The organism is Olleya sp. ITB9 (assembly GCF_001315805.1).
GTDB lineage: Bacteria > Bacteroidota > Bacteroidia > Flavobacteriales > Flavobacteriaceae > Olleya > Olleya sediminilitoris.
This window is the reverse complement of sequence record NZ_BCBW01000028.1, coordinates 1-17,323: the sequence shown is the minus strand read 5'-3', so window position 1 is coordinate 17,323 and position 17,323 is coordinate 1. Positions and strand designations below refer to the sequence as shown.

Sequence of the window (17,323 nt, the reverse complement as noted above, 5' to 3'; positions counted from 1 at the left end):
CTGTATTATAATTATTGTTCTTTTTTAGCTTTTTCATACAGTTCAACACATTGTTTTTCAAAATCAAAATTAATTTGATCACTAAAACAGTAAAGGTATGTGTCCGTAAAAACCATAGTAGCTTTTATAGTAGGAAGTTTGTTTAGTTTATCATTTTTGACATAATAAAAATCACCAATGTATGTGTTGGTAAGTAGATTAATGCTTGATTTTCCGCTACCATCACGCACAGCTTCGCCATAAGTTGTACTACTTAAATCGTAGTCAGTGCGACTTATTTTTATTAGTTGCATTTTCTTTTCTTTAGGATTGTAAGTAAATGTGTTTATCCAACCAGAACGATCATAATCATTACAAAACTCAAAACCATCTTTAGTGTCTACTAGTGTGTTTCCAAAATTTAAGCTTCTAATTTTAAAGCTTGATACCCTTTGGTAGTTATTTGATGACAGTACACTAAATAATTTTTTGGCTTCAGAATCTATAAATACTGTGTCAATCCATTTATCTCCATCAAAATCCTTGATGATTTTTCTTGTAGATTGTGCATTAACTAATGAAACAATTAATAATGCTATTATGGTAAAAAACTGTTTCATAAAGTTATTGTTTTAAGTCTTATTACATTTAAATTAATTGGAAAGCTCATAAATAATATCTCCTCCAAATAATAAGATAGAGCAAATTATTGCATAAAGTAACACATATAGTAACGCTCTTGTTAGGTAATAAGTTGTTTTATTAGTCTGTTTTTTAAGGAAGAAATGATTGATCAGTAAAAAAATAATTCCAGTTAATAAACCAGCAGGAGGCGCAATGTAATATAATCCAAAAACCTCTACAGTATTATCTTCGACATACAAATAGAATATAAAAATAGAAAATGCTACTGATAAAAGAATAAACAATAGGTACTTGAGTGCTTTTTTCATGCTTATCCTTTATAGCCTGGATTTTTACCAGAACTAAAACTACTTTTTAATCCTTCTTCTACTTTGTCCCATAATCTTGTATGACTTAAACCATGAGAGACTGTTGCAAAGTGAGCTAAACTTCCTATTACTGGTGGTAATGGTGGGTTTTTTTCTTCATCTTCTCTGTTTTTTTCTTTCTCTTCTTTGACTATGGTTTCCCATTGTTGTTTAGAGATGTTGTTTATAGCAATTAGATCAGAGTTAAATTTTAGTTTAGCAGCTTCAGTAAATGCATCTGGAGTCTTATTTTTATCTTTTTTAGATTCTTCTTCTTTAGGCTTGTCTTGTGGAGCTATTAAATGTGCTTCATATTTTTTTATTAATTTGGTATAGTTAGGAAGATAATCTCTTCTCAATTTTTTAAACTCGTCGTCAGCTTCATCTTTAAATAATAAATCTGCCCACCATAGTGCAGTACCTTTATCTTCAATAGATTCGCTAGATATTATTTGACTGACTAATATGATTAAAAACTCTTTAAGGTTTCCGTCTTCAATACTTTTTTCGGCACTTGATACAAATTTTTCAAACTTAGATTTTAATCCTCTTGAGTGATATACATCCTCTTCAGTTATAGGTACGTCAATGACATCAAACTTTCCGTTAATTTGGTCTTTTGGATCCCAAGACGTATTATCAATAGTGTCTGTAACTCCTGCTTGTTCTGTAAATATTCTTTCTAATAACCCTAATAAATATGCATCTTCAAGACCTTTGTCAATAAAAAGTATTTTATTGATCACCTTTAAAGGCCTTTCCATGTTTAAATCAGTTATCAAATCTGTAGTCTCAAACGTGTCACTAAAACTATTACTTATGCTGTCACCAGCTTTTCCTAAGTTATCTTTAAGTTGTCCCCAGAAACCTTCCTCTTCACTACTACTATTAATGTTTTCTATTTTTTGTTGGTATTGAGTAACTCTATTGTTTAGTCTTGTTTTTGCTGTTGGAATCCAAGATTTTAAGTCTGTTAGAAGTTTGGTTATTTCACCTTTTTCTGCACTTAAATTTTTTAATTCAGGATTATTAATCATTGCAATGATTAGATCTAAAATATCATTTACGCTATCTAGTAACAATGATACTCTTTGCCATATTAATACACCATGTTTAGAATCGCTAACAATAGATATTGAAGTTAAAGGAGCAAAAACACCAGAAGACATAATTAAGTCTATTCTTTGTTTGGATTTATAAAACTCGTAAGCATCAAAGCCATGTATTAATTTTTCTAAATTATTTAAAGAGAAATCTGCTACAAACCTTTGTGTGATGTCGTAATCGTTATGAACATTAATAATTTGGCAATCTTCGTGTAATTTGGCATGGTTAAGCTGGTGCTTTTCTTTAAAAAACGGAGTTGATAAATAGGTTATGCTTTTTACTTCCCATAGTTTAGGAAAACGACTGTCGGTTGTTATTAATTCGGTAAATTGATTGATAACATTTCCTCCATGAGAATGTCCAATTAAATGCAAATGTGTTTCTTTGTTTTTAAATTTAGGATACTCTCTTGTCATTAAGTCTAGTAACCTCTCGGCAGCTTTATTTCTTTCATCTTGACTATTATCTCCACTCCAACTAAAAAAATTGGCTTCGATGTTTAGGTCATGAAATTGTGGTTTTAGTTCTAAAACTTTACCCCAAAGATTGTCTTTACTAGCTTTCCAATAGTTGTGGTTTGATTGATGTTTTAAAGCGGATATATTAACAGGATCTTGTGTTCCTGCTACAAACATGATAATATCTGTAGGGCTAACAACTACAACGTCTAAAGTTTTAGTTACTCCATCTTCAAATTCTAATTTAAAAGTATTTACTGCCATTTTATTGTATGTTGATAACGTCTAATTCTATTTGTTCTAAATCATTATTGATAACATAATTACTTAATTTATCATTTTCAAGTATTTGTCCACCATATTTGAAATCGTGAGATTTATCATTTAATGATATTGTGATACTATCACCAATTCGGTTTTTGGTTTCAATATTTAAAATAATTTTTTCTCCCGTTTTGTATTCGTCTAGTTCATTTCCTTCAACATCAGTTACAAAATATCTTGTAACTTCTTTTTCTTCTTCTTGTCTTGTTGTCGGTTCAATTTCTACAAAAGGATTATTAGGGTTCCAAGGTTCTTGGTGTATGACACCTCTCATTTTCATTATTCCCCAACCAATAGCAATATTCATGTGTAACGGTAGGTTGTTAGACGCATTAAAGGATTCTTGTAAGTCCAATATTTGTGCATTTGCAAATTCCATTTTAAACATGGTGCTTATTCCATCACGTTTATAAAAGACAATTTCGCCTTGACATTTACTAGTTGCAGAAAACATACTTTCGTAAAAAAAAGTATCATCTGATGTAGATTCTATAGCAAATTCAAGTTTGTGACCCATGGTCCTTGAAACTGGACGACCATTAATGTCTGCTAGCTTACTATATACTTGGTTTACGTTAAGTATATTTCTAACTTGATTATCTATAAATAATTTGGCAAGAAAACTCATATTTAAAACTTTTAAATAAATGTACAAAAAAAGAGTATTAAATCGAATATCATTCGGTTAATAATTAAACAATAGTCAATTAAAATAATAATACCATTAATTAGCGCTACCTTTGCATCAAATAAAAGAGGTAACCTAATACATAGTGTTTATCTCAATAAACAGTATTTATGTCATTTCAATCTTTAGGCCTATCTGAAGCCTTACTAAAAGCAATTAGTAAAAAAGGATACACTACACCAAGTCCAATTCAAGCAAAAGCAATACCTCCAGTTTTAGAAGGACATGATGTTTTAGCGTCTGCACAAACAGGAACTGGTAAAACTGCAGGTTTTACATTACCATTATTACATATATTATCAGAAAACCCTAAACAAAAGTTTAGACCAATTCGTGCATTAATACTAACGCCAACACGTGAGTTAGCAGCACAAGTCTATGCTAATGTAAAAGAGTATAGCGAGTTTTTAAATTTGCGTAGTGCTGTTATTTTTGGAGGTGTTAATCAAAAGCCACAAGCAGCTACAATCCGTCAAGGTGTCGATGTTTTAGTAGCAACACCTGGTCGTTTAATTGATTTAGAAAGCCAAGGTTTACTATCGTTAAAACGCGTTGAGATTTTTGTTTTAGATGAAGCTGACCGCATGTTAGATATGGGGTTTTTACGTGATATTGAACGTGTCATGAAGCTAATGCCAGACAAACGTCAAAACTTAATGTTTTCGGCAACATTCTCTAAAGACATTAAAAAATTAGCACAAGGTATTTTAAATCGTCCTGTTCAAGTTGAAGCTACTCCAGAAAACTCAACAGTTGATGCAATTAAGCAAAAAATTTATCGTGTAGCAAAAGCCAAAAAAACAGATCTAATTATTAAGCTAATAACAGATGGTAATTGGAAGCAAGTTTTAGTTTTTACACGTACAAAACATGGAGCCAATAAACTAGTCAAAAAAATGATTAGTGATGGTATTAAAGCAGCAGCAATCCATGGAAATAAAAGTCAAGGTGCACGTACTAAAGCTTTAGCAGGTTTTAAAAGTGGAAGTGTTAGTGTTTTAGTAGCAACAGATATTGCTGCACGTGGTTTGGATATTCCGTTATTACCACACGTTATTAATTATGAAATTCCTAATATATCAGAAGACTACGTTCATAGAATTGGTCGTACAGGTCGTGCAGGAGCCAATGGTGAAGCTATAAGTTTAGTTAGTGCAGACGAAACTACTTTTTTACGTGATATCCAAAAGTTAATAGGTATGAAATTACCTGTTGAGATTTTAGAAGGTTTTGAGCCAGATCCAAATGCGTCAACTGCACCTATTAAACCAGGACAAAACAGACGTAATCAATCAAGAAATAATAAGCCTAAAGGCGAAAAAAACAAATCTAAATCTACTTCAAATTCTGGTGGTCGCAACAGAAGTAGAAATAAAACTAGAAATAGAAGTAATGATAGACGATCTAATAGCTAAATAAAAGATGACACAAAATTTAAAAAATAAAATTATTGAAGTTTGTGATAAAAAAATTGCTCAAAAAGGAGATGCTGTTGGTGTCTCCTTTTATGCGTTTTTTAAAAATAAAAATGATAATCCAGAGTTATTAATGGAAGCTGCAACTTGGTGGATACAAACACACCAATTAGATCATTTTGAAAAAGCAGTCAAGATTAAACGTTTAATAGAAAACAGTTAAATGGAAACTCAAAAAAACAACCCTTTACATGGTGTTAAGTTAGAGCAAATAGTTACCGACTTGCAAGCACATTACGGTTGGGAATATATGGGACACGTTGTTAAAATAAAATGTTTTAACGATAATCCATCTGTAAAATCTAGTCTTAAGTTTTTGCGTCGTACACCTTGGGCTAGAACTAAAGTAGAAAACATGTATTTAAATTTCTTGAAGAAAAATAGCAAGTAGTTTTTTGAGGTTTGTTTGATGTTTAATTTGGGAAGCCTAGGACAGGAGATAAACGATACTTTCGGTTTAACCACAAGCCAAATCTTTTTTTTTAAATACTAATCTAAAGATTTTACGACTTTGTAAAAAGGTAGACAACAACCTTTCGATTAAGTAACAATTACCCAATTTACTATATATAGTATTGTATAGCGTTTTTTACTTTTGATTATTCTGTTTCTCAAATTTTAAAGTTAGTACTTCTGTTATTTTTAATATTATTGTTGTATTCAACTTCGTTAGTTTATCATTTATTAAACTAATTTTTGTGTTTATTTCATTTAAATTTTTAAAAGGGTTCTCTTTCGTGAAATTTATTAAATCCTTTGCCATTTTTGTTTTATGGGCAGCCGAATTATTTCGTATTTTTCTTAATTCAGTATTATTTTCCTTTTTTAAGGACGAAAACTCTTTACCAATTATTTTTAATTCGTCTATAAATTCAGACATATTATTGGATTCAAGCTCTTGTCTCAAGTTTTTACCAATTAGTTCATTAATGTCATCAAGAAATTCAATTATTGTCATACACAATAAACGTCCAAATAAGTTCTTTTGAGTCGGACTTTCAGAGGTTTGATAATTGTCAAATAGAATAGATATATCATTATATACAATTGATGAATAGAGGCAAACATTATAAAATTCATCATAATTATTGATTCCACTCTTTTGTAAATCATTCCATATTTTACGATTTGTATCAATGTCACTCAATCTAATTAATTCAGATTTATGAAGAATTTTCTTTAAGTTATTTTTTTCCTTTTTTGAGGTTAATTTTTGAAACCAATTATTCATTTACAAGGTGTTTTGATAATGACATACAATGTATAGATAAGGTGAGTTTCTAATTCACTTTATGGAGTGTTAATCGAGGTTAGTGTAAAATTTTGACACAGTCAAGCTATTATTGTAACTGTCTTAAACCTTCGTAAATAACTATACTTACAGCATTGGCAAGGTTTAAACTTCTAATATGTTCGCTGTAAAGCGGTATTTTGTAAAGAGAATCAGAATGCGTTTCAATAATGTTTTTATCTAATCCAACAGATTCTTTTCCAAAAATTAAAAACTGATTGTCTTCAAATGGAATATCCCAATGCGATTTTGTTCCGTGACTTGAGAAGAAAGCAAATTTTTCGTTTTTATTAATTTCAAAAAAATCTTCTTTTGATTCATACATTACAACATTTAAATGTTTCCAGTAATCTAATCCAGCACGTTTTAAACGCTTGTCACTTAATTCAAAACCAAAAGGTTTAACTAAGTGTAATGTGCTTCCAGACGCTAAGGCTAGTCTGCCTATGTTTCCTGTATTGTTTGGTATTTCGGGTTCTATTAAAACAATGTTTAACATATTTATTTTTTAGTTAATGTGACAATTATTAATCTAACTAACAACACCCAAGGAAGTCCATGCAAGATCACGTCAAACCAATCTTTTAGTTGCATGCCATTGGCTCCTCCAGCAATCCATTTAATTTTGCCCCAAATGTGTGGTTCCGGAAAAAAAGGAGCTAATCCAAGAGTTAAACACAATAATATTATTAATCTAAAATCGTTAAGTAGTTTCATAAAAAAATGCCTATTCAAATATACTGAATAGGCATTAAATATAAAGCTAATTTTAAATTAGCTAATCGTTTTATTTTGTTGTTTTTTGATAGTTGCTTTATCAATATCAAAATCGTTTGTATCCATTTTTGTGTTCGCTGTTGGATTTGTCGGATTAGTTTGTCTAACAGTAGTTTTAAATTTCTTTCTATCTTTTATCATTCCCATAATTTATTTTTTTTTGGTTCGTAATAAAGATACTGTTTACTTAAGCTATTGTCTCACAAGGCTTAGTTAAAGTCTTTAGCCTAAGTGTTAAACTCTCTTAAAAGGTTACTTAAGTGTCATTTTCATTTCAATCATCCTGTTTTTAAACCCTTTTTTTTGATACGCTTTTATTGCAGACTCGTTATCACTATAAACTTCAAGTCTAGTTTCAAAAATATTTAAACTAATAGACCATTGTTTTAGTTGCTCGATTATATCTTGAATTATACCTTGACCTCTAAATTTTGGATTTACATACATAAAACCCATATAAGTATATGTGTCAATGTTATGATACGGTTTAGCTTTAACAACTTTGGCATATCCACAGGCTATTAAATGGTTGTTTGTTGTCGCAACAATTAATTTAGTGTCATTAGACTGTATTAAATAATCTAAGTCATAGTAAGTACAATTTTCTTTTAAAACGGAATCAAATGGACGTTCATAGGCAATTAATTGTTGTTCAAATTGTAATAATTTTGGTTTATCTTCCAAAGTTGCTTCTCTAAACGTAATTGCAGCCATACTTGAATTTTATTTTAAAATAGAATCTGTAAAATTGTCAATATTGGTATTGCCATGTTTTGTTAAGTGTTTTATAAATGCACTACCAATAATTGCTCCTTTAGCGTATGTTGTGGCTTGAGTAAATGTTTTATTGTCAGAGATACCAAAACCTACTATTTGTGGGTTTTTAAGTTTCATGTCTGCAATACGTTTGAAGTAGTCGGTCTGTTCTGTTCCAAAACCAGAGCTACTTCCCGTAACGCTTGCGCTACTTACCATATAAATAAAACCATTAGAGATCGAATCAATAAAGTTAATACGCTCTACACTAGTTTGTGGAGTGATTAAAAAGACATTTATTAAGCCATATTTTTCAAAAATAGTTTTGTATTGTTCATTATAAACATCTACAGGTAAATCCGGAATGATTAAACCATCAATACCGATGTCTTGACATTTTTTACAAAAAGCTTCAACACCATATTGTAACATAGGGTTAAAATAGCCCATTATTATTAAAGGAATAGAGACCGTTTTTCTGATGTCTTTAAGTTGATTGAATAACGTGTCTGTTGTCATTCCGTTTTTTAAAGCTTGTGTAGAACTAGCTTGTATTGTTGGTCCATCTGCCAATGGATCGCTAAACGGAAGTCCAATTTCTATCATATCTACTCCGTTTTTTTCAAGGTCTTCTATAATCGAAACAGTGTCGTTTAGCGTTGGATATCCAGCTGAAAAGTATATGCTTAATAGCTTTTTGTCTTCTTTTAGTTTTTGATTTATTCTGTTCATTTTTAAATGAATTTTTTGTTTCCTGTGTGATACTGAAACGGGTTCAGTATGACGTTGTGTTTGTGGCTTGCTTTGTTATTAAGTTGCGTCAATCTGAAATTGTTTCAGATTCACATTGTTTTAGTGTTGCAATTGCAGTGTTTATTATGTCGTTTTTATTTCTTGTGTGATACTGAAACGAGTTCAGCATGACGTTGTGTTTGTAATTTGCTTTGTTATTAAGTTACGTCAATCTGAACTTGTTTCAGATTCACATTGTTAGTGTTTTTAGGGTTGGATTCTGTTCTTTAATTAAATTTAGTTTCCATTCCTTTTTCCAATTTTTAATTTGTTTTTCTCTCAATATAGCTTGATTAATATCGGTGAATATTTCGTAGTAAATCAAATCTTTTAAATTATATTTTTTTGTAAACACCGAACCAATTCCGTTTTGATGTTCAGTAATTCTCTTGTTTAAATCTGTTGTTACGCCTACATAAAATGTTGTTCTGTACTTATTGGTGATTATGTAAGTGTAGCTTGTTTTCATTGTTATGAGATACAGGAACTAGTTTTGTTATTTTTTGACTCTTCTAGTGAGATACTGAAACAAGTTCAGTATGACGTTGTGTTTGTGGCTTACTTTGTTATTAAGTTACGTCAATCTGAACTTGTTTCAGATTCACATTAGTTTTGCTAATTGTTTCGCGTTAAGGATTGAAAGGTCTGTCTGAGCTCCTCGCAGAGAGCGAGCCTTGAAAGCCTGACCCTTGTGGTAACGCCCAAATATTACAGTTTAAAATAGTCGATATAATTTTGTAAATCTTTATCACCACGACCTGATAAATTAATAACAACTACGTCGTCTGGATTAAACTTTTTGTGATCAAATACTGCAAATGCATGCGAGCTTTCTATTGCTGGAATTATACCTTCTAATTGACTTAATTCCAATCCTGCTGTCATGGCTTGATCATCTGTGATAGATATAAACTCTGCACGACCAGTTTTATATAAATGTGCATGCATTGGTCCAACACCTGGATAATCTAATCCTGCTGAAATGGAATAGGGCTCTGTGATTTGTCCATCGTGAGTTTGCATTAATAGGGTTTTACTTCCGTGAATTATGCCTTCTTTACCAAGGACAGAAGTTGCAGCACTTTCTCCGGAATGAATCCCTTTTCCTGCTGCTTCAACAGCTATAAGGTTAACATCTGTATCGTCTAAATAGTGATAAAAAGCTCCTGCAGCATTACTACCACCTCCAACACAGGCTATAACATGGTCTGGTTTTTCACGACCTTCTTTATCTTTTAATTGCCATTTGATTTCTTCTGATACGACTGCTTGAAAACGTGCCACCATATCTGGATAAGGATGTGGTCCAACCACACTACCAATAATGTAATGTGTGTTTACAGGATTATTAATCCAATCTCTAATGGCTTCATTTGTTGCATCTTTTAAGGTGCGACTTCCAGATAATGCTGGACGGACTTCTGCACCTAGCATTTTCATTCTGGCAACATTTGGTGCTTGACGTGCTATGTCAATTTCTCCCATATACACGATACATTCCATTCCCATTAAAGCACATACAGTTGCTGTTGCTACACCATGTTGTCCTGCTCCAGTTTCGGCAATAATACGTGTTTTACCTAAACGTTGTGCCATTAAAATCTGACCAATGGTGTTGTTTACTTTATGCGCACCTGTATGGTTTAAATCTTCGCGTTTAAGATAGATTTTAGTATTATATTTTTCGCTTAAGCGTTTTGCAAAATAGAGTGGAGAAGGACGTCCTACGTAATCTTTTAATAATTGGTCAAATTCTTCTTTAAAAGAAGGCTCTGCCATTATTTTTAAATAATTTTGACGTAGCTCTTCTACGTTTGGATATAGCATTTCTGGGATGTATGCACCTCCAAAGTCTCCGTAATATCCTTTGTCGTTAATATTAAAACTCATAATTGTGTGCTATCAATTTTTGTTTAAAGTCGTTTAATTTTGTAGTGTCTTTTAATCCTGCTGCAGTTTCGAATTTACTGTTAACATCAAATCCAAAACATAAGTAAGATTCTGGTCTTTTTAAAAATAACAGTATAGCATCCATTTCTTTTAAACCAATTCCGCCACTTAAAAAATAGGGTTTAGAAGATGGGTAGTTTTTTAATACATTCCAATTAAAAGTGTAACCATTACCACCTGGTTCTTTTCCTTTGGTATCAAATAAATAATGGTCACAAACCTCTTCATAAGGTTCTAAAACCGAAAAATCAAATTGGTTTTTAATAGAAAACACCTTTATTACAGTGATGTCTAAATCTTTTAAACGTTGACATAGTTCTGGTGATTCCTGTCCATGAAGTTGTACACCTTGTAAATCATGTTTGTCTACCTTCCCTTTTATATAGTCAAAAGTCGCATTAACAAAGACTCCAATTTTTTTTATGCTTTCTGGTAATTCTGGAATAATACCATTAAAATAACGTGATGATTTTTCGTAAAAAATGAAACCCATATAATTTGGATTTAGATCTGCAACATCCAAGATGTTGTTCTCATTTTTCATTCCGCATATTTTTAATTTCATAGTCTTAGTTGTTTAATGTTTGGATAAATTGTTTGGCACTTTTACCAGCATTGTTAGTTTTCATAAAATTTTCGCCAATTAAAAAGCCTTTGTAACCAAAAGGTTGTAATGTTTTTATGGCTTGAATACTGCTAATTCCGCTTTCTGATACTTTAACAAAATCGTTAGGTATTAAATCGCTTAATTGCTTACTGGTCTCTAAACTAACCTCAAAGGTTTTTAGATTACGATTATTAACACCAAGCATATCAAGACTTGGCATTATTGATTTATGTAATTCCGTTTGGTTGTGGACTTCTAAAAGCACATCCATATTTAGACTTTTTGCTAGTTCTGAAAATGTCTTTATTTCTTCTTTAGTTAAAATAGCTGCAATCAGTAAAATAACGTCAGCTCCATAAGCTTTAGCTTCAATAATTTGGTAGATATCTATGATAAACTCCTTTCTTAATAAAGGTAAATTACTACTAGCTCTTGCGGTTAGTAAATCGTCTAGGCTTCCTCCAAAATATTTTCCATCGGTAAGTACAGACATACCACAAACGCCAGCATCTTGATAACCTTTGGCGACATCAAAAACGTTTAAATCGTGATTTATGACTTGTTTTGAAGGTGAACGCCTTTTGTGTTCTGCAATGATACCTGAGGTACTGTTTTTTAATTTTTTTGCAAGTGAAACTGTTTCTCGTTCAAACAATATTGATTGTTCTAATTGTTTGATTGGTATTAGTTGCTTACGCAAGTTAACCTCAATGCGTTTGTCGTTAACTATTTGGGTTAGTATATCCATTATTTACTTAAATCTATCAGTTTTTGTAAACTTGCTTTTGCTTTTCCGCTTTCTAAGCTTTGTTTTGCTAGTTGAAATCCTTCTTGATGCGAAATTTTATTTACTGTTGCAATTGCTAAACCAGCATTTGCGCAAACTACATTGTTTTGTGCTTCAGTACCTTTACCTGTGATTATTTTTTTGAAAATTTTAGCAGCTTCGTTAACCGTTGAGCCTCCAAAAATTTCAGATTGTTCTATTTGTTCTACACCAAGGTCTGAAGGACTTAACATAGTTTCTGAATTATTAGTAATGATTTTTGTTTTTCCGGTTAATGAAATTTCATCATAACCATCCAACGCATGTACAATACTATAGTTACGATCTGTGTTTTGGTATAAATACCCGTAAATACGTTGTAGTTCTAAGTTAAAAACACCTACCATTTGGTTTTTAGGAAACGCTGGATTTACCATTGGTCCTAGCATATTAAAAAAGGTTTTGACGCCAAGTTCTCTTCGGATAGGAGCTACGTTTTTCATAGCTGGATGAAATAAAGGCGCATGCATTACACAAATACCTGCTTGGTCTATGCTTTGTTTTAACGTGTCTATGTTATTAGTAAAATTAACTCCTAGCTCTTCCATAACATTTGAAGATCCTGATGCAGATGAAACTCCGTAGTTACCATGTTTAGCTACTTTAACACCAGCTCCTGCAGTAATAAATGAAGATAATGTAGAAATGTTAAATGTGTCTTTACCATCACCTCCTGTACCACATAAATCAATAGCATTAAATTCTGATAAATTTACTGATATACAAAGTTCTAATAAGGCGTCTCTAAACCCTTGAAGTTCTTCAATGGTAATGCTTCGCATCATGTAAACAGTTAAAAAGGATGCAATTTGACTTTGGTTGTAAGCACCTTCAGAAATATTAACTAATAATAACTTAGCTTCTTCTGTAGAGATGCTTTCTTGATTTATTAATCTATTTAGTATTTGTTTCATATTAACTATTAATCCAGTTTTTTAAAATTTGCTTTCCGTTAGGTGTTAGTACACTTTCAGGATGGTATTGTACACCTCTAACATCATAAACTTTATGTCTTAACGACATGACTTGACCGTTGTTGTCAAAGGAAGTTGCTTCTAATTGGTCTGGTAAATTGGCATCAACAACCCAAGAATGATAACGACCAACCTCAATGGTTTTGTCCATGTTTTTAAATAACACTTCATCATCTACAGTTATATTAACGTCTGTTGCAATACCATGATAAACGTGCTGTAGGTTTATAAGCGAACCTCCAAATACTTCACCAATTGCTTGTTGACCTAAACAAACCCCTAAAATACTTTTAGTAGGAGCATAGGTTTTTATTATTTGTTTTAGTAAACCAGCTTCATCAGGTATACCAGGACCAGGTGATAATACTATTTTTTGAAAAGCATCCACTTCATCTAGAGTTAGTTTGTCATTACGTTTGACAGTAACTTCGCAATTTAAATCTTCAAGATAATGAACTAAATTGTATGTAAAGCTATCGTAGTTGTCTATTACTAATACTTTCATTTTTCTTTTTTTTAATTTCCGTTTAACGGAAACTTAGGGTTTTTTACGATTTATTTTTTTGTCAATTTATGTTGTGGAAACCTAAATCTGTTCGGCTAATTGTATAGCATTGGTTAAAGCTCCAAGTTTATTGTACACTTCTTGAAGCTCGTTTTCTGGTACAGATTTAGATACTAATCCTGCACCAGCTTGCCAATGTAGTTGGTGGTTTTTACTCATAAATGTCCTAATCATTATCGCATGATTATAATTACCATCAAAATCCATAAATCCTATAGCTCCTCCATAAAAGGTGCGACTTGTTTTTTCGTATTTTTCAATAAGTTGCATGGCTTTGTGCTTTGGTGCACCACTTAGCGTTCCTGCAGGAAATGTATCTGCAACTACTTGCATTGTTGGTGTGTTTTTATGCACTTTACCAGTAACTTTACTAACTAAATGTATAACATGAGAGAAAAACTGAGCTTCACGATATGTAACTACTTTAACTTGACTACCATGTCTACTTAAGTCGTTACGCGCTAAGTCAACTAACATAACATGCTCTGCATTTTCTTTAACATCTTCAGCAAGTTTTTTAGCTAAAATTTGATCATCTTCATCATTACCAGTCCTTCTAAAAGTTCCTGCAATGGGATGTATTTCGGCTTGGCCTTTATTAACTACTAATTGTGCTTCTGGGCTACTACCAAAAATTTTAAAATTACCGTAGTCAAAATAAAATAAGTAAGGAGATGGATTAATACTACGTAAAGCACGATACACGTTAAATTCGTCACCTTTAAAACCTTGCGAGAATTTTTTAGATAATACTAATTGAAAGACATCTCCTCTTGCACAGTGTTTTTTTGCTAATTCAACATGTGACTTATATTCGTCATCTGTTAAATTAGAGCTAATATCAGAGTCTGTTTTAAAATTATAAGACGCAAAGTTTTTAGACTTTATAAGTTGTAATATTTCGTCAATATTATTTTCTGTTTCAAAACAATGCGCAAAAATATAAGCTTCGTTTTTAAAATGATTTATAGCAATAATGTTCTGATATACTGCATAATATACATCTGGTATGTCTAACGAATCTGGTTTTTTTGTAATTTCGACATCTTCAAAATGTTTAACCGCATCATAAGCTGTATAACCAAAGATTCCGTTATTAATAAATTTAAATTCTTTTTCAGATTTAACTTTAAATCTTTTAGTGAATTTATGAATCATTTCAGTCACATTACGGACTTTATTTTTCATTTCGCTTCCATCAGGGAATTTTTGAGTAATTGAGGTGTCATCAACCTTAATTGAAGCTATTGGATTAAAACAGATGTATGAAAAACTGTTATCGTTAGCATGATAATCACTACTCTCAAGCAATATACTGTTAGGAAATTTATCCCGAATCTTAAGGTAGATACTTACTGGTGTAATGGTATCGGCTAATATTTTTTTGTAATGTGTGTATAGACTAAATGTTTTCATTTTTCAGGTCTTATTTATTCCTTTATTGTCACTTTATAGAGACGTTAATTGTTGGTTGATATATTTTTATTATGTTCAGAGTATAACAAAAAAAAAGCTTGTCGTGACTGACAAGCTTTTTTTGTATAGTTATTTAAATAATACGAATAGCGTTAGTTCACGAATGTTGAGTTTCGAGAGTTCCACCACCAAGTATGATTTAAAATTGTGTTCATAATTATTGTAAAGTTCAAAGATATAAATCAAATTTTAGTTTTCAAATGTTTTTTGTATTTAATTATTTATTAAATTTACTGTATGAGATATTTTATTATAATTTTATTAGCTACGTTGTCTTTTGTTAGTAAAGCACAATCTGTGAAAATTACTCAATCAACTAAAGGAGAATATATTAGTGTTGAGCCAATTGAGAATAAGTCTATTAGTAAGCAGTTTAAAATTTTTAATTACAAACAGTTTGAAGATTATCTGAAAACTAAAGATAAAAGCAAAACTTATGTCATTAATTTTTGGGCGACTTGGTGTGCTCCATGTGTAAAAGAGTTACCTTATTTTGAGAAAATCAATACTGACTATGCTTCAGAAAATGTAGAAGTCATTCTAGTTAGTCTAGATTTTCCTAAACAAATTGATACTAGGTTAAAACCATTTTTAAAAGACAATAAACTACAAAGTGAAGTTGTTTTATTAAATGATGTTGATACTAATACATGGATACCAAAAGTTAATAAAGATTGGTCAGGAGCAATACCTGCAACTTTAATTTACAATAGTGAAAAATCTGAGTTTTACGAACAATCTTTTGATTACAATGATTTAGAAAATACATTAAAAACATTCTTAAAATAATTTCTTACAATGAAAAAAGTAATCCAAATTACAACAGCATTACTATTATTAGTAGTTGTTAGCGCATTTACTAACAAAACAGAAAAAGAAAAATCAGGTTACAAAATTGGAGATGTAGCAACCGATTTTAAGCTAGAAAATATAGACGGAAAAATGGTGTCTTTGTCAGATTTTGAAGACGCTAAAGGGTTTATAGTTACTTTTACATGCAATACTTGTCCATATGCTGTGGCTTATGAAGATAGAATAGAGGCGTTAAATAAAAAATATGCTTCAAAAGGTTATCCTGTAATAGCCATAATGCCTAATAATACAGATGTAAAACCTGGAGATAATATAGAGGCTATGCAAAAAAGAGCAGATCAAAAGGGATTTACATTTCCTTATTTATTAGATGCAGGACAAGATATTTATCCACAATATGGTGCAACAAAAACACCACATATATATATCTTAGAAAAAACTAAAACAGGTAATATTGTTAAATATATTGGAGCTATTGATGACAATTACCAAGATGCAAGTCAGGTAAAAAACAAATATGTAGAAGATGCTGTTGATGCACTTTTAACAGGTAGAGAAATTAAAGTTAAAGAAACTAAGGCTATTGGATGCTCTATTAAGGTATAATATAATAGAGATTGATATTTAAATGAAATCCGAAATGTAACATTTCGGATTTTTTTACGTCTATCTATTAAAGAAACCTTAATTTTGACAACAAATTAACCGTATATTGAAATGGCAGATTTAACACAATCGGATTGGGTAAACCAATTAAAAGAAGATGAAAATGCAGTAATTCTAGATGTTAGAACAGCAGCAGAAGTAGCCGAAGGTAAAATACCAAACACGCTACATATAGATATTTATAAAGGTCAAGGATTTGTATATGAGGTAGATGCTTTAGATAAGTCCAAAAGCTTTTATGTATATTGTAGATCAGGAGGTAGAAGTGCACAGGCATGCAATATTATGAATCAATTAGGTTTTGAGAAAACTTATAACCTTTTAGGAGGGTTTAATGAGTGGACAGGAGACGTCGAATAAATTTTTTAATTATGAAAAAAGTATCACTATTATTAAGCCTAATGGTTTTATTAGTTTTTAGTTGTAAAGAAGAGATTGAAGGCGAAATAAAAATGGTGTCTCCAGAAGAGATGCAAACTTTATTACAATTGGATACGGTCCAATTAGTAGATGTCAGAACTGATGCCGAGTTTAAAGAAGGATATATAGCTGAAGCCCAAAATATAGACTTTATGTCTCCAACTTTTGAAAGCGATATCATGATACTGGATAAAGAAAAGCCTGTGTTATTATATTGTGAAAAAGGTGGTAGAAGTGCTAAATGCGCAAAAAAAATGATTGACTTAGGTTTTAAAAAAATATATGATATGCAAGGAGGATTTTCCAAATGGCAACATGAAGGTTTGCCATATAAAAAATAAAAAAAATCACACACTATATAGTAGTTTTAGTTTAGTTAGTTAGTTA

At 31.1% G+C, this 17,323-nt stretch carries 24 protein-coding genes; 7 read left to right on the top strand and 17 right to left on the bottom strand.

Annotated features, from left to right (window positions below; genetic code table 11):
- Positions 1-11: 11 nt before the first annotated feature.
- The 4 genes from ITB9_RS07945 to tssD are packed head-to-tail and all read right to left on the bottom strand — an operon-like array spanning position 12 to position 3,488.
- Complete coding sequence (locus tag ITB9_RS07945) at positions 12-599, bottom strand: hypothetical protein (protein ID WP_054851807.1); 588 nt, start codon at positions 597-599, stop codon at positions 12-14.
- Between the two features lie 33 nt (positions 600-632).
- A complete protein-coding gene (locus tag ITB9_RS07940; RefSeq protein ID WP_036600546.1) occupies positions 633-932 on the bottom strand; it encodes a hypothetical protein in 300 nt (99 codons plus the stop codon).
- Between the two features lie 2 nt (positions 933-934).
- Positions 935-2,800 (bottom strand): hypothetical protein, encoded by a 1,866-nt coding sequence (locus ITB9_RS07935; RefSeq protein ID WP_054851806.1) that lies wholly within the window; start codon positions 2,798-2,800, stop codon positions 935-937.
- A 1-nt stretch (position 2,801) separates the two neighbouring features.
- The gene (tssD, locus tag ITB9_RS07930) at positions 2,802-3,488 is read right to left on the bottom strand and encodes a type VI secretion system tube protein TssD (RefSeq protein ID WP_054851805.1); all 687 of its coding nucleotides are present in this window, start codon (positions 3,486-3,488) and stop codon (positions 2,802-2,804) included.
- 170 nt (positions 3,489-3,658) lie between these two features.
- Between tssD and ITB9_RS07925 the strand changes: the two genes are divergently transcribed.
- Genes ITB9_RS07925 through ITB9_RS07915 form a run of 3 tightly spaced genes read left to right on the top strand, consistent with a single transcriptional unit; the run spans position 3,659 to position 5,414 of the window.
- A complete protein-coding gene (locus tag ITB9_RS07925; RefSeq protein ID WP_054851804.1) occupies positions 3,659-4,963 on the top strand; it encodes a DEAD/DEAH box helicase in 1,305 nt (434 codons plus the stop codon).
- A gap of 7 nt (positions 4,964-4,970) precedes the next feature.
- Positions 4,971-5,186, top strand: coding sequence for a DUF6500 family protein (locus tag ITB9_RS07920; protein ID WP_028291480.1), 216 nt, complete (start codon positions 4,971-4,973; stop codon positions 5,184-5,186).
- Positions 5,187-5,414 carry a VF530 family DNA-binding protein gene (locus ITB9_RS07915; RefSeq protein WP_054851803.1) on the top strand — a complete coding sequence of 76 codons (228 nt, stop codon included), beginning with the start codon at positions 5,187-5,189 and terminating at the stop codon, positions 5,412-5,414.
- A gap of 198 nt (positions 5,415-5,612) precedes the next feature.
- Here ITB9_RS07915 and ITB9_RS07910 read toward each other — a convergent pair whose 3' ends face one another.
- From ITB9_RS07910 to ITB9_RS07855, 13 genes are all read right to left on the bottom strand, one after another.
- Positions 5,613-6,254, bottom strand: coding sequence for a hypothetical protein (locus ITB9_RS07910; protein WP_054851802.1), 642 nt, complete (start codon positions 6,252-6,254; stop codon positions 5,613-5,615).
- Positions 6,255-6,363: 109 nt separating this feature from the next.
- Entirely contained in the window at positions 6,364-6,813 is a 450-nt protein-coding gene (locus tag ITB9_RS07905) for a tRNA (cytidine(34)-2'-O)-methyltransferase (RefSeq protein WP_054851801.1), read from the bottom strand.
- Positions 6,814-6,815: 2 nt separating this feature from the next.
- Entirely contained in the window at positions 6,816-7,031 is a 216-nt protein-coding gene (locus tag ITB9_RS07900; protein ID WP_054851800.1) for a hypothetical protein, read from the bottom strand.
- Positions 7,032-7,088: 57 nt separating this feature from the next.
- Positions 7,089-7,238: a hypothetical protein gene (locus ITB9_RS15610; protein WP_187294260.1), complete on the bottom strand. Its 150-nt coding sequence runs from the start codon at positions 7,236-7,238 to the stop codon at positions 7,089-7,091.
- Between the two features lie 105 nt (positions 7,239-7,343).
- Positions 7,344-7,805 (bottom strand): GNAT family N-acetyltransferase, encoded by a 462-nt coding sequence (locus ITB9_RS07895; RefSeq protein ID WP_054851799.1) that lies wholly within the window; start codon positions 7,803-7,805, stop codon positions 7,344-7,346.
- Between the two features lie 9 nt (positions 7,806-7,814).
- On the bottom strand, positions 7,815-8,579 hold the full coding sequence (gene trpA, locus ITB9_RS07890; protein ID WP_054851798.1) for a tryptophan synthase subunit alpha: 765 nt from the start codon (positions 8,577-8,579) through the stop codon (positions 7,815-7,817).
- 250 nt (positions 8,580-8,829) lie between these two features.
- Positions 8,830-9,108 carry a GIY-YIG nuclease family protein gene (locus ITB9_RS07885; RefSeq protein WP_054851797.1) on the bottom strand — a complete coding sequence of 93 codons (279 nt, stop codon included), beginning with the start codon at positions 9,106-9,108 and terminating at the stop codon, positions 8,830-8,832.
- Positions 9,109-9,347: 239 nt separating this feature from the next.
- Positions 9,348-10,529, bottom strand: coding sequence for a tryptophan synthase subunit beta (gene trpB / locus ITB9_RS07880; RefSeq protein ID WP_054851796.1), 1,182 nt, complete (start codon positions 10,527-10,529; stop codon positions 9,348-9,350).
- Positions 10,519-11,154 (bottom strand): phosphoribosylanthranilate isomerase, encoded by a 636-nt coding sequence (locus ITB9_RS07875; RefSeq protein ID WP_028291469.1) that lies wholly within the window; start codon positions 11,152-11,154, stop codon positions 10,519-10,521. Before ITB9_RS07875 ends, trpB begins: the two co-directional genes overlap by 11 nt.
- Positions 11,155-11,158: 4 nt before the next feature.
- On the bottom strand, positions 11,159-11,944 hold the full coding sequence (gene trpC / locus ITB9_RS07870) for an indole-3-glycerol phosphate synthase TrpC (protein ID WP_028606763.1): 786 nt from the start codon (positions 11,942-11,944) through the stop codon (positions 11,159-11,161).
- On the bottom strand, positions 11,944-12,936 hold the full coding sequence (gene trpD / locus ITB9_RS07865; RefSeq protein WP_028291467.1) for an anthranilate phosphoribosyltransferase: 993 nt from the start codon (positions 12,934-12,936) through the stop codon (positions 11,944-11,946). Before trpD ends, trpC begins: the two co-directional genes overlap by 1 nt.
- Before the next feature lies 1 nt (position 12,937).
- Positions 12,938-13,501 carry an aminodeoxychorismate/anthranilate synthase component II gene (locus tag ITB9_RS07860; protein ID WP_028291466.1) on the bottom strand — a complete coding sequence of 188 codons (564 nt, stop codon included), beginning with the start codon at positions 13,499-13,501 and terminating at the stop codon, positions 12,938-12,940.
- 81 nt (positions 13,502-13,582) lie between these two features.
- Entirely contained in the window at positions 13,583-14,977 is a 1,395-nt protein-coding gene (locus tag ITB9_RS07855) for an anthranilate synthase component I family protein (RefSeq protein ID WP_054851795.1), read from the bottom strand.
- A gap of 297 nt (positions 14,978-15,274) precedes the next feature.
- On the opposite strand from ITB9_RS07855, the gene ITB9_RS07850 reads away from it, so the two are divergent.
- The 4 genes from ITB9_RS07850 (at position 15,275) to ITB9_RS07835 (ending at position 17,277) form a co-directional block, all read left to right on the top strand.
- Complete coding sequence (locus tag ITB9_RS07850; RefSeq protein WP_054851794.1) at positions 15,275-15,826, top strand: TlpA disulfide reductase family protein; 552 nt, start codon at positions 15,275-15,277, stop codon at positions 15,824-15,826.
- A gap of 9 nt (positions 15,827-15,835) precedes the next feature.
- Positions 15,836-16,456: a thioredoxin family protein gene (locus tag ITB9_RS07845; protein WP_054851793.1), complete on the top strand. Its 621-nt coding sequence runs from the start codon at positions 15,836-15,838 to the stop codon at positions 16,454-16,456.
- Positions 16,457-16,567: 111 nt separating this feature from the next.
- Positions 16,568-16,876 carry a rhodanese-like domain-containing protein gene (locus ITB9_RS07840; protein ID WP_028291462.1) on the top strand — a complete coding sequence of 103 codons (309 nt, stop codon included), beginning with the start codon at positions 16,568-16,570 and terminating at the stop codon, positions 16,874-16,876.
- An 11-nt stretch (positions 16,877-16,887) separates the two neighbouring features.
- A complete protein-coding gene (locus tag ITB9_RS07835; protein ID WP_054851792.1) occupies positions 16,888-17,277 on the top strand; it encodes a rhodanese-like domain-containing protein in 390 nt (129 codons plus the stop codon).
- The last annotated feature ends 46 nt before the right edge of the window (positions 17,278-17,323 follow it).